Source organism: Bacillus methanolicus MGA3 (assembly GCF_000724485.1).
Lineage (GTDB): Bacteria > Bacillota > Bacilli > Bacillales > Cytobacillaceae > Bacillus_Z > Bacillus_Z methanolicus_A.
In genome coordinates, this window is the sequence record NZ_CP007739.1 from 845,673 (window position 1) to 862,537 (window position 16,865).

Consider the following 16,865-nt stretch of genomic DNA (forward strand, 5'->3'; position numbering starts at 1 on the left):
TTTAGCAAAAACCATGACCGGAGTCATGGTTTTCTCATTATTTCATGACGCAAGATAGTGTGAGTGTATTCTTAAACGATTTATCATTTAATTGAGAAGGAGGAGATTGAATGTTAGAGGTTGTCAATCTTTCAAAGCATTTTAAAAATAAAAAGGCAGTAAACAGTGTAAATTTGTATTTGGAAAAGGGAGAAACGGTTGGATTGCTTGGACCAAACGGAGCAGGAAAGTCTACCACCATTTCGATGATTTCTTCGCTAATCCGTCCTACAGAAGGAGATATAAGACTGGGGAATAACAGCATTTTAAAAACGCCTCAAAAACTTAGGAAAATATTAGGAGTTGTACCTCAAGAAGTGGCCCTGTATATGGAACTAACGGCCCGTGAAAATTTAGAATTTTTTGGCGCTATTCATCAAATACCGAAACAAGAGTTAAGAAAGCGGATCGAAGAAGTTTTGGAGATTATTGGTTTAAAAGACAGAGAGAAAGAGCTTGTCAAAACATTTTCCGGTGGAATGAAGAGGAGGTTGAATATCGGGGCAGCGCTTCTCCATAATCCTGAAATTGTCATTATGGATGAACCTACTGTCGGGATTGACCCGCAGTCACGAAATTATATCCTCGAAACGGTAAAACGGCTGAATAAAGAGAAAAAAATGACGGTTTTATACACGAGCCATTACATGGAGGAAGTGGAATATTTATGTGACCGTATTTACATTATGGATAGTGGCCGCATCATTGCATCCGGGACAAAAGAGGATATTAAAAGCATTTTATCCCAAGAACAGTCCATTTTAATTAAAGTTGAAATGCTGAAAGGGACTTTTCTGGAAGCTTTGGAACAAATTCCGGGAATTAAAAACATTTCTGCCAAAGAACCGTATGTAACGATCATTGTTCCTAAGCAGGTTCATATTTTAAAAGATATATTTAAAGCTGCTGAAGAAACCGAAACGAATATTGTTTCTGTTAATATTGAAACCCCGACATTAGAAGATGTCTTTCTGCACTTAACAGGCAGGCAATTAAGGGATTAGGAGGAGATCGCATGCTGCTTCAAATGGTAAAAAAAGATTTATTAATGTTTTGGCGGCGTCCCCGCGAATTGATTGTGCTTCTTCTAATGCCATTTGTTTTGATCTGTATTCTCGGCAATGCTCTTTCGGCTGTTAACAATGGGGAGATTCCTGATATAAGCGTGAAGGTTGGGGTTATTCAAAAGGACCATCCCGAAAAAGGAATTGAGCAGATCATGGAGGACTTGAACAATCTGCCTATACCGGGAGAGCAAAAAAATCAAATAAAAAATGGAATCAGCAAGTTTCATCCGATCGCTGTCCTAACCGAAGAAATTTTTAAAAGCAATGAATTAAAAGACATTATCAAAGTGGAGCAAATCTCTGAACAGGAAGCAGAAAAAAATAAAAAACAATATAGCGGCATTATCGAAATCCCGGAAAATTTTACGTATGATTTTTATCGGAAAGCTATATTTCACGAAAAAAAAGAACCGCAGTTAAAAGTTCAATTAAATGAATCCGAAGGACTTGAAGCTGGAGTGCTTCGGGATATTCTTTCAACCTTTCAGCAAGACATGTCGTTGATTGCTGCTGCAAATTCAGATGGGTTTCATCCAGAAAGCATGGATTTGCTGAAGCAAACGCATCGAAGTTTAGGCTCAATAGAAACGATTACTGCCAAAGAACCTATTAGTTCTGTTGCCTATTATGCAGTCGGAATGAGTGTCATGTTTATCTTTTACGTAGCTTCAACGGTTGCCACTTATGCTTATGAACAAAAAGAAAGTCTTGTTTTTAATCGAATCATACTTGCAAATGTACCTGTATTTATCTTTTTCTTAGGAATTTTTGTTTCTGCAACAATAGTCGCCTTTTGTCAGCTGAACATTCTTTATGGCCTTGCCGCGGTCATTTTCAAGGTGCACTGGCCTAATTTCATCAATTATTTGGCGATTACTGTTGCGCTGTCACTTATGATTGGAGGTTTTGCCGTATTTTTATCTTCTTTAAGCTATCGCAGCAATTATAAAAAGACTTCCAATATCTTCTCATCATTTCTGGTACCAATTTTAACTTTTGTAGGAGGCGGTTTCTTTCCTGTCTCGCAGTTGGGAAAATCGTTCGAAAAATTCAGCAGCTACACGCCGGTCGGCGCAGGAGTCTCTGCTTACTTAAAGGCAATGCAGGGGTATCCAATTGGAAAAATATATACTGAACTGCTGGCAATCGTGATTTTGGCAATGATTCTTATTACATTTGCTCTAATTCTTCAGCCAAAAAGAGGTGAAGCGGTATGATAGGGATTATGATTGGAAAGTTTAGGCTGCTTGTGCGAAAACCGGGTGCATTAATCGCCACGACTCTTATTTGCATGTTATTTGCGTTTATGGTTGGTAAAGCGGGATTTGATAAAGTGGAAATTCCCGTTTACAGTTCGATGGAAGCAGATGAACTTAAATTATATATTAATCAACTAAACAAGGGGGATGTCTTTCATTTTAAGCAATCAACAGAAGAGGATGTAAAAGAAAGGGTTTCCGAGGGGAAAGTTGAAGCAGGCGTTCATCTTGAGAAAAGCAAGTATACGATTTATGTCGCAGGAAATACGAAAAATATTCCTTTGCTTGAGCAATATGTAAAAAGCTTTTACGAACGAAATGAAAAACAAAAGGCAATGGAAGGTATCGCCAGGAAATCAACTGATATCGACAGAAACGAAGTGGAATGGCCTGAAATGTTCAGTTTGAAAACATCCTATTTTGCTAACGAAGAAAAGCCGTCTTATAACCAGACTCTTCAATCATTATTTGGATTTACTTTATTTTTTGTCATCTACACAATAGGTTTTAATGTTGTCGATATATTAAATGAAAAACAGATGGGAATATGGGATCGGATTATTATTTCACCTACTTCAAAAGTTGCGGTTTATACGGCTAACTTGATATACAGTTTTCTAATCGGATATGTGCAAGTGGTATTTATCTTCCTGGTGTTTCGCTTTGGTGCCGGAGTTGATTTTCATGGAGCTTTCGGAAAAGCGCTTCTCATTATTATTCCTTATCTATTTTCTATTGTCGCGTTAACGATATTGCTGACAGGTTTAGTAAAAACGACGGGACAGTTTAATGCGCTCCTGCCTTTGGTCGGTGTAAGTTTTGCGATGCTCGGGGGAGCGTATTGGCCGCTTGAAATTGTAAGTTCGAAATGGCTTCTGGCCATTTCGAAAGTAATACCGGTAACGTATGGCATGGAACTATTAAAAGGTGCTGTCATTTCCAAGTCTTCGCTGCAAGAACTATTATATCCAATCGGTATTTTGTTATTAATGGGTGTCGTTATGATGGGTATTGGAATAAGGCTAATTGAACGAAGACATGTTTAGGAACATGAATAAAAGGCTGACTTAAATGCAAAGGGTCGGACCCCTCCAATATTACATTTAGACAAAAATGAATGAATATATTGCCACTGTTGAAGGGAGTCAGAACCTTAAAGGTCAGCCTTTTGTGTCAGGAAGATATTTTTCAATAACCATCCGCTTTCCGGTGTTCAAAGTAAATTCAAAACGGTCATTCATTTTCTCGTAATAAAAAAAATGGTGCTGTACGGCGCAAATTTGATCCTGATTATCAAAAACCATAAAATTGACACCGCTTTTTCGTGCAAGATCCCCCAAAAAATCAAGATGGTTATAGCAATAAATACAATCATAGATTGAAAACTGCAACGAATTGAGCGATGTAACAAACTGAATAAACGCTTCATCATTTATTTCATTCAATAATTGATCTAACGCAAAAATTAAATTTTTTCGAATTCTAATTAAATCCTGATCTTTTAAATAATGGATTTCATCTTTCAATCCTATTTTTCCATCTTCAAATAAAATTCCTTTTTTCCACCGGTTATACCGGAAAACTTCAATTTCTCGATGAAGAAGATCATCCAATATTGATGCTTCTTCAGTTTCTCTGTCAAAGAAAACCCATTGTCCGTTAATATATTCTACGGTTCCTTCATTAAAAGCCCTCATTTGATGTTCAAAAAGCTTTAATCGTTGATGTCGATTCATGACTAACCTCCATGAAAATTGCCTCACCATCCTTTGTAGACAGTTTTCGTGAAATTTATAACTGTATATCGGCATAATTAGGACAATTAACCATTTTATAAGCACTGCATAAAATAAAAGCATGCAATTTGTTCCGCTAAGAAAGGATGAGGGAAATGTGCGGGATAACCGGTTGGGTTGATTTTGAAAAAAATATTCAAAAAGAGAAAGCTGTAATTGAATTAATGGCGGAAACTTTGTCGAAGCGCGGTCCGGATGAAACAAATGTATGGACCGGGCTGCATGTAGGCTTTGGCCATAAACGGCTCGTTGTGGTTGACCCTTCCGGGGGCAAGCAACCGATGATTAAAGAAAAAAATGGTCAAAACTATATCATTAGTTACAACGGTGAACTTTACAACACGGAAGATATAAGAAAAGAACTGCTTATTAAAGGATATTCATTTCATGGCCATTCTGATACTGAGGTCCTATTGACAGCATATATGGAATGGGAGGAAAAATGTGTTGATCATTTAAACGGCATTTTTGCTTTTGCGGTTTGGGATGAAAGAAAAGAACAGCTTTTTATCGGAAGGGATCGGTTAGGGGTTAAACCATTATTTTTTGTTGAACATAGAAAAGGACTTCTTTTTGGGTCGGAGCTAAAGAGTTTGCTGGCTCATCCTCACATTAAACCTGAACTGGACAGAGAAGGATTAGCTGAAATATTTGGGCTGGGGCCTTCCCGTTCACCGGGGCAAGGTGTGTTCAAAGGGATAAAAGAGCTAAGACCCGCACATGCACTCATATTTTCAAGAAACGGTTTAAAGACATATCGTTATTGGAACGTTAAGAGTGAATATCATACAGATAGTTTAGAAGAAACAGTGGAAAAAGTTAGGTACTTAGTAACAGATTCAGTCAAAAGACAGCTCGTTTCAGATGTTCCATTGTGTACATTTTTATCGGGTGGAGTTGATTCAAGCGCGATAACTGCGATTGCAGCAAATGAATTTAGAAATGATGGGAAAGGGAGATTGCACACATATTCCATCGAATACGAAGGAAATGACCAATATTTTCAAGCAAATGAATTTCAGCCGAATTCAGATGAGCCTTGGATTCAAAAAATGTCAAAATCTTTTGAAACGGTCCATCATCGCTGTATAATTTCACAAGAACAGCTTGCAGACTCTCTTATTGAAGCTGTCCTTGCAAGAGATCTGCCCGGCATGGCTGATATAGACTCCTCACTACTTTGGTTTTGCCGTGAAATTAAGAAAGATTTTGTTGTCAGCTTATCAGGAGAATGTGCAGATGAAATATTTGGGGGATACCCGTGGTTTCATCGAACAGAAGATCTAAATCGTTCAGGCTTTCCATGGATGAGGTCTACGGAGGCGAGGGAAAGCCTTTTGAAAGAGCACTGGAGAAGCAAATTGAACCTTCGGGATTACACATTGGCAATGTATCAGGAAACAATATCAGAAACACCCCGGCTTGATGGGGAAGGTACGGAAGATGTTAAACGAAGGGAATTATTTTATTTAAATAAGATCTGGTTTATGACAACCCTTTTAGACAGAAAAGACAGGATGAGCATGGGAGCAAGCCTCGAAGTGAGGGTTCCTTTTGCAGACCACCGACTCGTAGAATACGTGTGGAACATTCCTTGGGAAATGAAAATGTACGGCAATCGGGAAAAAGGAATCTTAAGAAAAGCTTTAGAAGGAATTCTCCCAGAAGAAGTTCTTTACCGGAAAAAGAGCCCTTATCCAAAAACACACCATCCGAAATATTTAATGGCAGTGAAGAAATTATTAGAGGATAGTTTAAAAGACAAAAATTCCGCTCTATATGAATTTTTTGACCAAAAACAGCTAAAGGAAATTATTGAAACGGAAGGTACGGCTTTTAAAATTCCATGGTTCGGGCAACTAATGACAGGTCCTCAGTTATTGGCCTATCTGGCCCAAGTTCATATTTGGTTTAAAGATTACAAAATTAATATTGTTGATTAATCGAAATTGACTCATTCACTTATGTTTTTATAAAAACAATAAGAGGCGGTCCATATTGAGTCCGCCTCAATTTTAATTAAAATTTAAAAATAGCGTGTTCATACGCTTTTAAGGAGATATAATGATGTTCTGCTTCCGATGCAAATTCCGTTCCATCTATCAGATTTGTGACTTTTTTTCCTTTTAAATTAAATGGGACCGAAAATTTTGCTTCTTTGCCGGATGAATTTAGCACTACAAATACATTTTCCTTTCCATTTGACTTTATGAACGATACACAGCTGCTATTCTCAGCCGGTGTTAAAAATTCAATGTGTCCCTCATTACTGAGCAATTTTTCTTTGGCACGAAGCTTAATGAGGCGCTGGATATGCCGGAACAAATCCTTATTTTGGTTTTCCTCTTCCCATGGCATGCATTTTCGGCATCCTGGGTCCATATCTCCCGTTAATCCGATCTCATCTCCGTAATAGATGCAAGGTGTTCCAATAAATGTAAGCAAGAAAGTAAAGATTAATTTTACCTTGTCTACATTTTCACCGCATTCTGTCATGATTCTCGGTGTATCATGGCTTCCAATAAGATTAAATATGGCTTCATTTACAGTAGCCGGGTATTGGAAAAGGACGGACGTCATTTTTTCAGTAAATTCTTTTGATGAAATTGTTTCTTTTGCAAAAAAGTTTATTACGTTTGTCAGAAATGGATAATTCATGACCGCATCAAATTGGTCTCCACGCAGCCACGGCATTGCATCATGCCATACCTCTCCTAAAATATATAAGTCGGGTTTAATCTTTTTTACTTCACTTCTAAAATCTCGCCAAAATTGATGGTCAATTTCGTTCGCTACATCAAGCCTCCATCCGTCAATATCAAATTCCCTGACCCAATATTTCCCCACTTCCAGAAGATACTCTTTTACTTCAGGATTTTGTGTATTTAATTTTGGCATCGACTCGACAAACGCAAAGGTTGAATAATTCGGCAGTTTTCCCCCTTTTAAGGGAAATTCATTTATATGAAACCAATGTCGGTAGCGAGAATTTTCCCCGTTTCTTAAAACGTCCTGAAAAGGCTCAAAAAAATATCCGCTATGGTTAAATACCGCATCGAGCATAACTTTTATTCCGTTTTCATGGCATTTTTCCACGAGTTGTTTAAAAACTTCCTTGCTTCCGAATTGAGGGTCAATTTCAAAGTAATTGATCGTATCGTATTTATGATTTGAATATGCTTTAAAAATCGGTGTAAAATAAATGCCGCTTATTCCTAATTCTCTCAAGTAATCGAGATGATCCATTACTCCTTGAAAATCACCGCCAAAAAAGTTATCAGGAGCAGGAGGTTTCGAACCCCATCTTAACGTATTTGGAGGATTAATTGATTCATCTCCATTTGCAAATCTTTCCGGAAAAATCTGATACCAGACCGTATTCTTTACCCATTCAGGCGCCCGGAATATTTCACTCCTGTGTAAATATGGGAAACAAAAGTAAAAACTGGGATCTTGAGGCGGCTCTTGAAAAAATCCTTTTTCAGTATAAGTTGTTTGTTCGTTTCCACTATGCAAAATAAAACCGTATCTCAACCGTTGATAAGGCGGTATTATTTCAATCTGCCAGTAGTCGAATAAAAAATCGGAGCCTATTTTTTGTAATTCTTGCTTAAAATAAATCCAGCTCGTGTTTTTCCATTCATATTGATCTCCGTATAAAAGTTCTGCTTTTAAAATGTTATTCTTTTTCGTTTTTATTCGTATATGCAACGATACTTCCCCAAATGGATAGGCAAAATTATCAGTCGGCCGATGAAAAACAGAAGAATACTCAATCATGAAAATCACCTCAGATAATGCAAACGTTTGCATTAATTTTACTTCTAATTAAATAAATTACAATATGAATTAAGAAAGAAACAAATTAGATCAATTATGTCAAAATGATTCCATTTCCATACTGTTCCTCTCATTCCAAAAATTCTTCAACTCAGGTTTGACGGGATGGGGAACAAAGGCTAATCTTAAAGCGTAAAGATACTCAAGGAGGAACAGGGGATGAAAAAATTTTTTCTTACTTTCATCTTAATCCCGTTTCTTCTTTTTTACTCCGCCCCAATAGAGGCAGCAGAAAAAGAAGAACGGAAATGGCAAGATGAAACTATTTATTTTTTAATGGTTGACCGTTTTAATGATGGGGATACAACCAATAATTTTAAAGTTGATGTCAATGATCCGAATGCATATCAAGGAGGAGATTTTCAAGGGATTATTGACAAGCTAGATTATATAAAAGATATGGGGTTTACGGCAATTTGCCTGACACCGATCTTTGATAATGAGGAAAAAGGTTATCCTGGTTATTGGATAAAAGATTTTTATAAAACAGAAGAGCATTTTGGCTCTATTGATAAATTTAAAGAATTGGTCAAGGAAGCACATAAGCGGAACATGAAAGTAATTCTTGATTTTGTTGCAAATAATGTCGGACCTCATCATAAATGGGTGAATGACCCTGAAAAACAAGATTGGTTTCATGAGAAAAAGGAGATTGTCAATTGGAATGACCAGAAAGAACTTGAGAATGGCTGGCTTTACGGTCTTCCCGATCTTGCCCAAGAAAATCCCGAAGTTAAGAAATATTTGCTGGATGCGGCTAAATGGTGGATTAAACAGACCGATATTGACGGATATCTACTTGATGCGGTAAATCATGTCCCTGTCAGTTTTTGGGTGGATTTTGCAAAAGAAATAAAAAAAGAGAAAAAAGATTTTTATCTGTTAGGTGTGGTCCGGTCAAACGATCCAACTTACATAGCCCGATATGTAAAGGCAGGTATAGACGGGTTTGTTGACTACCCGTTAAATGACTATTTGCGAACTGCATTTGCCAAGCCTGACCAATCATTAAAGGGGCTTTTTACCGTATGGGAAAGAAATAAAAAAATATATAAAAATCCATTTTTAATGGGGACGTTTATGGACAATCACGATACCGTCCGTTTTACGCGGGAAGCAATTAATAACAATCTGCATCCGGGCCCGAGATGGAAGTTGGCGCTAACTTATTTATATACTACACCTGGTATACCGATTGTTTATTACGGAAGTGAAATTGCCCTTGACGGGGGTGAAGCACCTGACAACCGTCGGATTATGGACTTTCAGACAGACAAAGAATTGATCGATTATATTTCAAAAATAGGAGAATTGCGAGATAAGCATCCTTCTTTAACAAAAGGGACAATGGAACTTTTACACGAGAAAAAGGGTATGGCAGTTTATAAACGAGTGTATGGGAATGAAACCTCTGTTATTGCCATAAATAATACAACGAAGTCACAGAAGGTGACATTAACAAAGAAAGATATTGAGGATGGCAAAGAACTGAGAGGATTACTGAATGGAGACCTTGTCCGAAGCCAAAACGGAGAATACAACCTGTTTCTTGACCGTGATCAAGCAGAGATTTACTTTTTGGCAGAAAAAACAGGGCTAAACATTTCTTTTTTTGTCATCATGGCGGCAGTTATTACGTCCTTTATTCTATTTCTTGTTTTAGCTTGGAAGAAAGGAAGAAAAAAAATCTCCTAGTATATAGTGAAATCAGTGGGGTTTATCCCCGCTGATATTTATTGATTGGGACTAAAAGGAGGATTACGGCATGTTAGAGGATTCGAGCTTTGCTATTCATCCAGGACAAAAAAAGCAAATGCAGACTCCAGACTACAAGGAAATCGGGAATGTATTAAAGGTTGTAAAAACAGAAAGCGGCGCATCAGTAAATACAGAATCCGGAACATTATTCATTAAATTCTACCGCGATGATATTGTGCGTTTTGTGTTAAATCCATTTGGTGAGACAACTTTATGCAGCAGCCCTGCTCTAATTACGGATGGTGAGAAAACGGAAGTAACCGTATGTGAAAAAAACGGGCAAATTCTTTTATCTTCTGCAAAATTACAAGTTTATTTAGAGAAATCCCCATTGCGTATTACGATAGCCGATCCAGATGGCCGCGTGCTTGTAAAAGAAGGTGCAAAAGGGATGGGATTTAAGGAATCAAAAGAGATTATCTGCTATAAGGAAATGGAACCGGAAGATCATTTTTACGGATTTGGGGAAAAAACAGGATTTTTGGATAAACGCGGTGAAAAAATGACGATGTGGAACAGTGATGTTTACGCACCGCACAACCCTGAAACGGATTCTTTATATCAATCGATTCCATATTTTATGACGTTAAGAAACGGGTTCGCACACGGGATCTTTTTTGATAATACGTTTAAGACAACGTTTGACTTTCGCTCAGAGGAAACAAATTATTCTTTTTCAGCAGAAGGCGGACAAATTAATTACTACGTCCTGGCCGGTCCAACTCCGAAAGATGTACTGGAACAATACACATTTTTAACGGGAAGAATGCCGATTCCGCCAAAATGGGCAATCGGTTACCACCAATCCCGTTACAGCTATGAAACAGAGCAGGAAGTTCGTGAATTAGCAAAAACTTTTATTGAAAAAGGAATACCGCTTGATGTGATTTACTTGGATATTCATTATATGGACGGCTACAGAGTTTTTACATTTGATAAAGAGAGATTTCCGAATCCGAAGCAGCTTATTAAAGATTTAAAGGAACAAGGAATCCGGATTGTTCCAATTGTTGATCCCGGTGTAAAGGAAGATCCTGAATATTATATCTACCAGGAGGGCATCCGCGGAGATCATTTCTGCAAATATATTGAAGGGAATATTTATTTTGGCGACGTTTGGCCGGGTAACAGCGCCTTCCCTGATTTTACAAGTTCAAAAGTAAGGAAATGGTGGGGAGAGAAACATAGGTTTTATAGTGATTTAGGCATTGAAGGCATTTGGAATGATATGAATGAGCCTGCAGTGTTCAACGAAACGAAAACGATGGATGTCAAAGTCATGCATGATAATGACGGTGATCCTCGCACCCATCGGGAACTTCACAATATTTACGGATTGATGATGGGAGAATCAACTTACAGCGGAATGAAAAAGCAGCTAAACGGCAAGAGGCCTTTCTTGTTAACCCGTGCAGGTTACTCAGGAATTCAACGATACGCAGCCGTATGGACAGGGGATAACCGAAGCTTCTGGGAGCATTTACAAATGTCCATTCCAATGGTGATGAACCTAGGCTTATCAGGCATTCCGTTTGCCGGGGCCGACGTTGGCGGATTTGCACATGATTCAAATGGAGAGCTGCTTGTACGCTGGACTCAGGTTGGGGCATTTATACCATTTTTCCGCAATCATAGCGCCCTTGGTTTTGCGCGCCAAGAACCATGGTCATTCGGAGAAAAATATGAAAAAGCCATAAAGAAATATATTGAATTGCGTTACCAATGGCTTCCGCATTTATATTCGCTCTTTGCTGAAGCCCACCATACTGGGACTCCAGTTATGCGCCCGTTAATGATGGAATACCCAAAAGATGAAAATACGTATAATCTTTCTGACCAATTTATGGTTGGCGATAATGTCATTATTGCACCAATTATGCAACCTTCCGTTCAACATCGCGTTGTTTATCTTCCTGAAGGGAACTGGGTGGATTACTGGACGGAAGAAGTATTTGAAGGCGGAAAACACCATCTTGTAAAAGCAGATTTAAATAAGCTGCCGATTTTTATTAAACAAGGCTCTATCCTTGTTCACGGATCGGTAAAACGATCAACGGCAATAAAAGACGAAAAGCTTACTCTCCATCTGTATTATGGTAAAAGCACATCATCTTCTTTTAAATTGTATGAAGATGACGGAAGTACATTTGAATATGAGCAAGGAAACTATTTACGAAAGATTTTTCATGTAAAATGCACAAAGGATGAAATTTCCTTGACCATTTCTGATGAAGGCAGCTATAAGCCTGAATGGAAAGAAATAGAACTGATTGTGCATGGAGCCCCTGAAAATTTCGCATTAATTATAAATGGACAAGAAAAATCCTTGCAGAAAAAAGAAAATAATTGGCGAACAGTTATTTGTTGATTGGCTTATAAATCTTAAAAAGTGGCTCATAAATACTCGAAAGTGGCTCATAATGCTAAACAGTGTGGAAAGCACGTTCTCATTTACCAAAATGCAAGGGGGCTGGCTCCATATTGAGGAGCAAGCCCCGCCACATTTATCGGTAATTAATAAATTGAACCTCAATAGACAGATCGGCTTCTCGTATAGCCGCAATGATTTTTTGCAAATCATCCCTGCTCTTTCCGGATACGCGAATTTGGTCATCCTGTATTTGGCTTTTCACTTTTAAGCCGCTGTTTTTAATAATGGTGTTGATTTTTTTTGCGTTTTCTTTATCAATACCTTGAATAAGTTTTGCTCTTTGTCTTACTGTACCTCCGGAAGCATTTTCAATTTTGCCGTAATCAAGATTTTTAATAGGGACACCTCTTTTAATTAATTTCCCGATTAAAACATCTTTTAATTGTCCGAGTTTGTACTCATCATCAGAAATAAGAACTAGTTCTTCCTTTTCTAGATTAATATCACTTTTGCTCCCTTTAAAGTCGTAGCGAGTTTGAATTTCTTTCATCGCCATATTAATCGCGTTTGTTACTTCAGACAGATCGACTTTGGATACAATATCAAATGAACTTTCTTTTGCCATATTAACCTCCGTAATCATTTTTAATTATGGCACCATTATAGTAAAATTTAGCAATTCAAACAACTTTATATGAAAAGCGGAAGTGCCATGCTCAGCCATGACAAGCGCTATAGTAGATATAAAATGAAACAAACAATTGGAGGGATTAAGGTGTCCTTGACTGCACGATTGGGCCAAGTGGTCAATTTAAAAGTAGCACGTATTACAGAATTTGGCTATTTTTTAACAGATGGCTGCGAAGACGTGATGCTGCATAAAAATGAAGCAAAGCGTGAATATACAGAAGAAGAGGATGTAGAGGTATTCCTTTATCCTGATGCAAAAGGCAGAATTGCCGCAACTGATACAATTCCGTTTATTACTGTCAATCATTATGGATGGGCACAGGCTGCAGATGTGAAACCGGGAATAGGTATTTTTTTAAATATCGGTATTAAAAAAGAACTGTTATTGGGTGAAGAAGATTTGCCTGCACATAAATCTGTTTGGCCTATTAAGGGAGATATGCTTTTTACTACAATCCGGATTAGCCGCAATAATCGGATGTATGCGCGACTGGCAACCGATAAAGTGATCGAAGAGATTGCTGTAAAAGCAACGAAAAAGGATTTTAATAAAAATGTTCAGGGCCATATTTATCGTACGGCAAAGGTTGGCAGCTGGGTTTATACAACTGAAGGCTTTAAAGGGTTTATTCACGAATCACAGAGAGAAAAAGAGCCAAGGCTCGGTGAAAAAGTAGAAGGGCGAATTATCGATGTCAAAATTGACGGGAGCATAAATGTATCATTGCTGGGGAGAAAGCAGGAGACTTTGGATGATGATGCAGAACGGATTTTTGCTTTTCTTCAATCCCGGAACGGTGCGATGCCTTATTCCGATAAAAGCTTGCCTGAAGACATTATGGAACGGTTTAATTTGAGCAAAAGTGCATTTAAAAGGGCTCTCGGACGGTTAATGAAAGACGGTAAAATCTATCAGGAGGAAGGCTGGACATATCTTAAGAAATAGATATAAGCACCATTTTAGAATCATAAAAGAAGAGGCTGTCTCAAAAGCCAGAGGGTCAGACCCCATAACACAATATATAGGACATAATGTTGCATAAATGTGCTATATATTGATAAACGAACATGGGGTCAGACCCTTATGAGACAGCCTCTATTCTTATCATAGATGGTCCGTGTTTTTTGAGTATTGGTTCTTTCCGGCTTTCCGGTTTTTCTCGCGAAGCATGTTTTTTTCATGCCTTAGTGCTTGGTTGTCTTGAGCCTTTTTATCATTATCAGAAGTATGCGGCATAAAAATACCCCTTTCAGTAAAATTAGGTGACTGCGACATTATTGTTTACATTACTGACAGGAGTATGTATGAGAAAAGAATTATGGCAATTGATTTAGGAAAAAGACCGCAATCGTTCCCGGGCCTGTATGAGCTCCGATCGCTGCACCAATCGAGGTTATTTCAATATGTTTAGGCTTAAATTCCTGTTCAATCATGTTTTTCATTTCTAGAGCTGTCTCTTCGTCATCAGCGTGGCTGATTCCAACCACCTGATTGCTCCATTCGGTTCCACGCTCTTTCATCAATTCAACGATGCGGCGCAGCAATTTCTTTTTCCCGCGAATTTTTTCAATAGGAATCAGCTTGCCGTCTTCAACATTTAAGAGTGGTTTAATGTTAAGCAATCCCCCTAAAAAAGCGGATGCTTTGGAAACCCGGCCTCCTTTTGCTAAATACTCAAGGTCTTCAACTGTAAATAGGTGTTCCATATGTTGACAGCGGAATCGGATATCATTGAGGATTTCTTCTTTTGCAGCGCCATTTTTTGCTAACCGGGCTGCTTCCATTACGACAAGACCCAGACCAAGGGATGCGCATTTTGAATCAACAATCGTTAAATTAAAATCGGGATGCTGTTCCTTTACTTGTTGAAGGACCATCACAGCAGTTTGATATGTTCCTGAAAGTTCGGATGAAAAAGCGATGTATATTCCGTCTTCGTTAGCTTCGGCCATTTTTGTGAAAAGTTCCTCAAGACCGTGTGGTGATGCTTGTGAGGTTTTTGGAACTTTTCCTTCTCTTATTGCATCGTAAACCATTTTTGGTTTAATCGTTTTGAGATCTTCATATTCTTGTCCATTTAGATGTACTTTCAGAGGAATCAATACAGCCTGATGCTCGTTGTAAAATTCTAAAGGTAAATCGCATGCACTGTCTGCCACTATTTTTACTGGCATTTTTTCACCTTCTTTCTTTCCTTAAATTACGTTTTAAGTTTATCGATTTCATCAGAAAAAGACAAATAAATAAAAAATAGCTGATTTGGGTAAAGAATAATAAGGGTTCTATATGGCTAATCAATTTATCGTGCATAAAAGTCTAAGTTCATACACTAAAGGAATAGGGGAATCATAATGGTCTGGCTGCAAACGAAAAAAGCAATTGTCGTGCTATTTGGTGCATTATTAAATGCTATAGGAATGAACTTTTTTTTGATTCCTGCCAATGTATATGCCAGCGGTTTTGCCGGAGTAGCCCAGTTAGTCTCAAAAATCGTGGGTGAATATACGCCATTTTCTATATCAACAGGTATCCTTTTATTTTTGCTTAATATTCCTGTAACGATTTTAGGATGGAAAAAGGTAGGGAAATCCTTTACTTTATTTAGTTTTATTAGTGTTTTATCTATGTCGTTTTTCCTTGAAGCAGTTCCTGTAAAACAATTATCAAATGACATTTTACTAAATGCTGTTTTTGGAGGAGTTATTGCAGCTATCGGGGTCGGTATTACACTTAAATGGGGAGCCTCAACCGGCGGGCTTGATATTGTGGCAATGGTGCTTTCTAGAAAGAAAGATAGACCGGTCGGTATATATTTTTTTACATTAAATGCCGTTATTATAATCACAGCAGGATACTTGTATGGCTGGGAAAAGGCACTTTACACCCTTGTAACCTTATATGCATCAACAAGGGTGATTGATGCGATCCACACGAGGCATGAAAAGCTTACAGCGATGATAATTACAAAGAAACCGGATGAATTGAAAAAAGCGATTCATAAGAAATTGGTGCGGGGAATTACAAGAGTGCCTGCTAAAGGAGCATATACAAACGAAAAAAAGGAAATGATGATTATTGTGATAACCCGTTACGAACTGTTCGATCTTGAAAGAATCATAAATGAAGTGGATCCTAAGGCATTTACAAACATTGTACAGACGACTGAAATTTTGGGGCTCTTCCGGAAAGACTAAATTTGTGTTGGAGGGGTATTTGTGAAGCGATTATTTCTATTATTAGGCTTGCTGTTACTGTTGTTTTTACCTGGGAAAATGTATGCAATGGAAAGTCAAAATGTTGCAGATAACCCTGTTTTCCGAAATGTAAAAGTTAGCGGTGAAAAAGGGCATTACAAAGTGAGCGGAGAAGCAAGACCAATTAAGGGCTTGTTTTATTACTCAGTGGAAGACGGTCATAATGAGTTCATTTCCGAAACGGTAAGGGCGCATAAAACAAAATTTCCTAAGTGGGCTCCATTCAGCATTTCTATTGATATAGATAAAAGTAAGCTCCCAGTAAATGCAAGCTTGATTTTAAATCTGTATGAGCGAAGCAAAAAAGACAAAAGCATCATCCATTCTTATCCGGTTCTTTTAGAACAGTTTTATCCGCAAGAAAGCTGACACAGAAAAATTGTGCCAGCTTCCAATTGGATTAAGCAAAACTTGTTTTGAAAGAATATTTACGCTTTTTTAATTATCAAGCTCATTTTGTAATTCTTGGAGCTGCCGCTGCTCAGCAACTGTGGAGTTGGCATAAGCTGAGCTAATCGCGTTTTTTGCTCTGGATAAGGCTTCCTGCTTTCCGGAAGTGTCTCCATTTTTTGCGAGATTTACATACTTTCGCGCTTCCTGGAACAGCCTGTTGCCCATCCTATGCACCTCCAAGTGAGGATTCTTTCACATTAGCCATTTTCATCGCTTCAGCTTCGGCATATGTCATGTGATAAGGGATACGTTCATCATGCTTTGATACTGTATCAACACTTTGCTGTACAAAGCGCTTTGATTTGTTACGTTTACCCATGTAAATCCCTCCAAAATT

The 16,865-nt window shown here is 38.0% G+C and carries 16 protein-coding genes; 9 read left to right on the forward strand and 7 right to left on the reverse strand.

Annotation, left to right across the window (positions count from 1 at the left end):
* Positions 1-110: 110 nt before the first annotated feature.
* Genes BMMGA3_RS04235 through BMMGA3_RS04245 form a run of 3 tightly spaced genes read left to right on the forward strand, consistent with a single transcriptional unit; the run spans position 111 to position 3,411 of the window.
* The gene (locus BMMGA3_RS04235; RefSeq protein WP_004433521.1) at positions 111-1,043 is read left to right on the forward strand and encodes an ABC transporter ATP-binding protein; all 933 of its coding nucleotides are present in this window, start codon (positions 111-113) and stop codon (positions 1,041-1,043) included.
* Between the two features lie 11 nt (positions 1,044-1,054).
* On the forward strand, positions 1,055-2,323 hold the full coding sequence (locus BMMGA3_RS04240) for an ABC transporter permease (protein WP_038502060.1): 1,269 nt from the start codon (positions 1,055-1,057) through the stop codon (positions 2,321-2,323).
* Positions 2,320-3,411: an ABC transporter permease gene (locus BMMGA3_RS04245; RefSeq protein WP_004433523.1), complete on the forward strand. Its 1,092-nt coding sequence runs from the start codon at positions 2,320-2,322 to the stop codon at positions 3,409-3,411. The genes BMMGA3_RS04240 and BMMGA3_RS04245 overlap by 4 nt, the downstream gene beginning before the upstream one ends.
* A gap of 114 nt (positions 3,412-3,525) precedes the next feature.
* On the opposite strand, the gene BMMGA3_RS04250 is transcribed toward BMMGA3_RS04245, so the two are convergent.
* Positions 3,526-4,101: a DUF2777 domain-containing protein gene (locus tag BMMGA3_RS04250; protein WP_004433525.1), complete on the reverse strand. Its 576-nt coding sequence runs from the start codon at positions 4,099-4,101 to the stop codon at positions 3,526-3,528.
* A gap of 155 nt (positions 4,102-4,256) precedes the next feature.
* Between BMMGA3_RS04250 and asnB the strand changes: the two genes are divergently transcribed.
* A complete protein-coding gene (gene asnB, locus BMMGA3_RS04255) occupies positions 4,257-6,104 on the forward strand; it encodes an asparagine synthase (glutamine-hydrolyzing) (protein WP_004433527.1) in 1,848 nt (615 codons plus the stop codon).
* 76 nt (positions 6,105-6,180) lie between these two features.
* Here asnB and BMMGA3_RS04260 read toward each other — a convergent pair whose 3' ends face one another.
* Positions 6,181-7,974 carry an alpha-glycosidase gene (locus tag BMMGA3_RS04260; RefSeq protein WP_004433528.1) on the reverse strand — a complete coding sequence of 598 codons (1,794 nt, stop codon included), beginning with the start codon at positions 7,972-7,974 and terminating at the stop codon, positions 6,181-6,183.
* 186 nt (positions 7,975-8,160) lie between these two features.
* On the opposite strand from BMMGA3_RS04260, the gene BMMGA3_RS04265 reads away from it, so the two are divergent.
* Together BMMGA3_RS04265 and BMMGA3_RS04270 are read left to right on the forward strand one after the other, a co-directional pair.
* Complete coding sequence (locus BMMGA3_RS04265; RefSeq protein ID WP_004433531.1) at positions 8,161-9,696, forward strand: alpha-amylase family glycosyl hydrolase; 1,536 nt, start codon at positions 8,161-8,163, stop codon at positions 9,694-9,696.
* A 70-nt stretch (positions 9,697-9,766) separates the two neighbouring features.
* Complete coding sequence (locus BMMGA3_RS04270; RefSeq protein WP_004433533.1) at positions 9,767-12,127, forward strand: glycoside hydrolase family 31 protein; 2,361 nt, start codon at positions 9,767-9,769, stop codon at positions 12,125-12,127.
* 136 nt (positions 12,128-12,263) lie between these two features.
* Here BMMGA3_RS04270 and BMMGA3_RS04275 read toward each other — a convergent pair whose 3' ends face one another.
* Complete coding sequence (locus BMMGA3_RS04275) at positions 12,264-12,755, reverse strand: YajQ family cyclic di-GMP-binding protein (RefSeq protein ID WP_004433535.1); 492 nt, start codon at positions 12,753-12,755, stop codon at positions 12,264-12,266.
* Positions 12,756-12,905: 150 nt separating this feature from the next.
* Between BMMGA3_RS04275 and BMMGA3_RS04280 the strand changes: the two genes are divergently transcribed.
* The gene (locus BMMGA3_RS04280) at positions 12,906-13,766 is read left to right on the forward strand and encodes a CvfB family protein (protein WP_004433536.1); all 861 of its coding nucleotides are present in this window, start codon (positions 12,906-12,908) and stop codon (positions 13,764-13,766) included.
* Between the two features lie 159 nt (positions 13,767-13,925).
* Here BMMGA3_RS04280 and BMMGA3_RS17085 read toward each other — a convergent pair whose 3' ends face one another.
* Together BMMGA3_RS17085 and BMMGA3_RS04285 are read right to left on the reverse strand one after the other, a co-directional pair.
* Positions 13,926-14,057, reverse strand: coding sequence for a DUF3941 domain-containing protein (locus BMMGA3_RS17085; protein ID WP_004433538.1), 132 nt, complete (start codon positions 14,055-14,057; stop codon positions 13,926-13,928).
* A gap of 80 nt (positions 14,058-14,137) precedes the next feature.
* Complete coding sequence (locus tag BMMGA3_RS04285; RefSeq protein ID WP_004433540.1) at positions 14,138-14,995, reverse strand: DegV family protein; 858 nt, start codon at positions 14,993-14,995, stop codon at positions 14,138-14,140.
* 177 nt (positions 14,996-15,172) lie between these two features.
* On the opposite strand from BMMGA3_RS04285, the gene BMMGA3_RS04290 reads away from it, so the two are divergent.
* Both BMMGA3_RS04290 and BMMGA3_RS04295 read left to right on the forward strand, forming a co-directional pair.
* Positions 15,173-16,015, forward strand: a complete 843-nt coding sequence (locus BMMGA3_RS04290; protein WP_004433542.1) for a YitT family protein — start codon at positions 15,173-15,175, stop codon at positions 16,013-16,015.
* A 21-nt stretch (positions 16,016-16,036) separates the two neighbouring features.
* Positions 16,037-16,444, forward strand: a complete 408-nt coding sequence (locus tag BMMGA3_RS04295) for a Gmad2 immunoglobulin-like domain-containing protein (RefSeq protein WP_004433544.1) — start codon at positions 16,037-16,039, stop codon at positions 16,442-16,444.
* A 69-nt stretch (positions 16,445-16,513) separates the two neighbouring features.
* Here the strand turns inward: BMMGA3_RS04295 and BMMGA3_RS04300 are convergent, their stop codons facing one another.
* Positions 16,514-16,693, reverse strand: coding sequence for a DUF3813 domain-containing protein (locus BMMGA3_RS04300; RefSeq protein WP_004433546.1), 180 nt, complete (start codon positions 16,691-16,693; stop codon positions 16,514-16,516).
* 1 nt (position 16,694) lies between these two features.
* Positions 16,695-16,847 carry a hypothetical protein gene (locus BMMGA3_RS17770; RefSeq protein ID WP_004433549.1) on the reverse strand — a complete coding sequence of 51 codons (153 nt, stop codon included), beginning with the start codon at positions 16,845-16,847 and terminating at the stop codon, positions 16,695-16,697.
* Between the last annotated feature and the right edge of the window lie 18 nt (positions 16,848-16,865).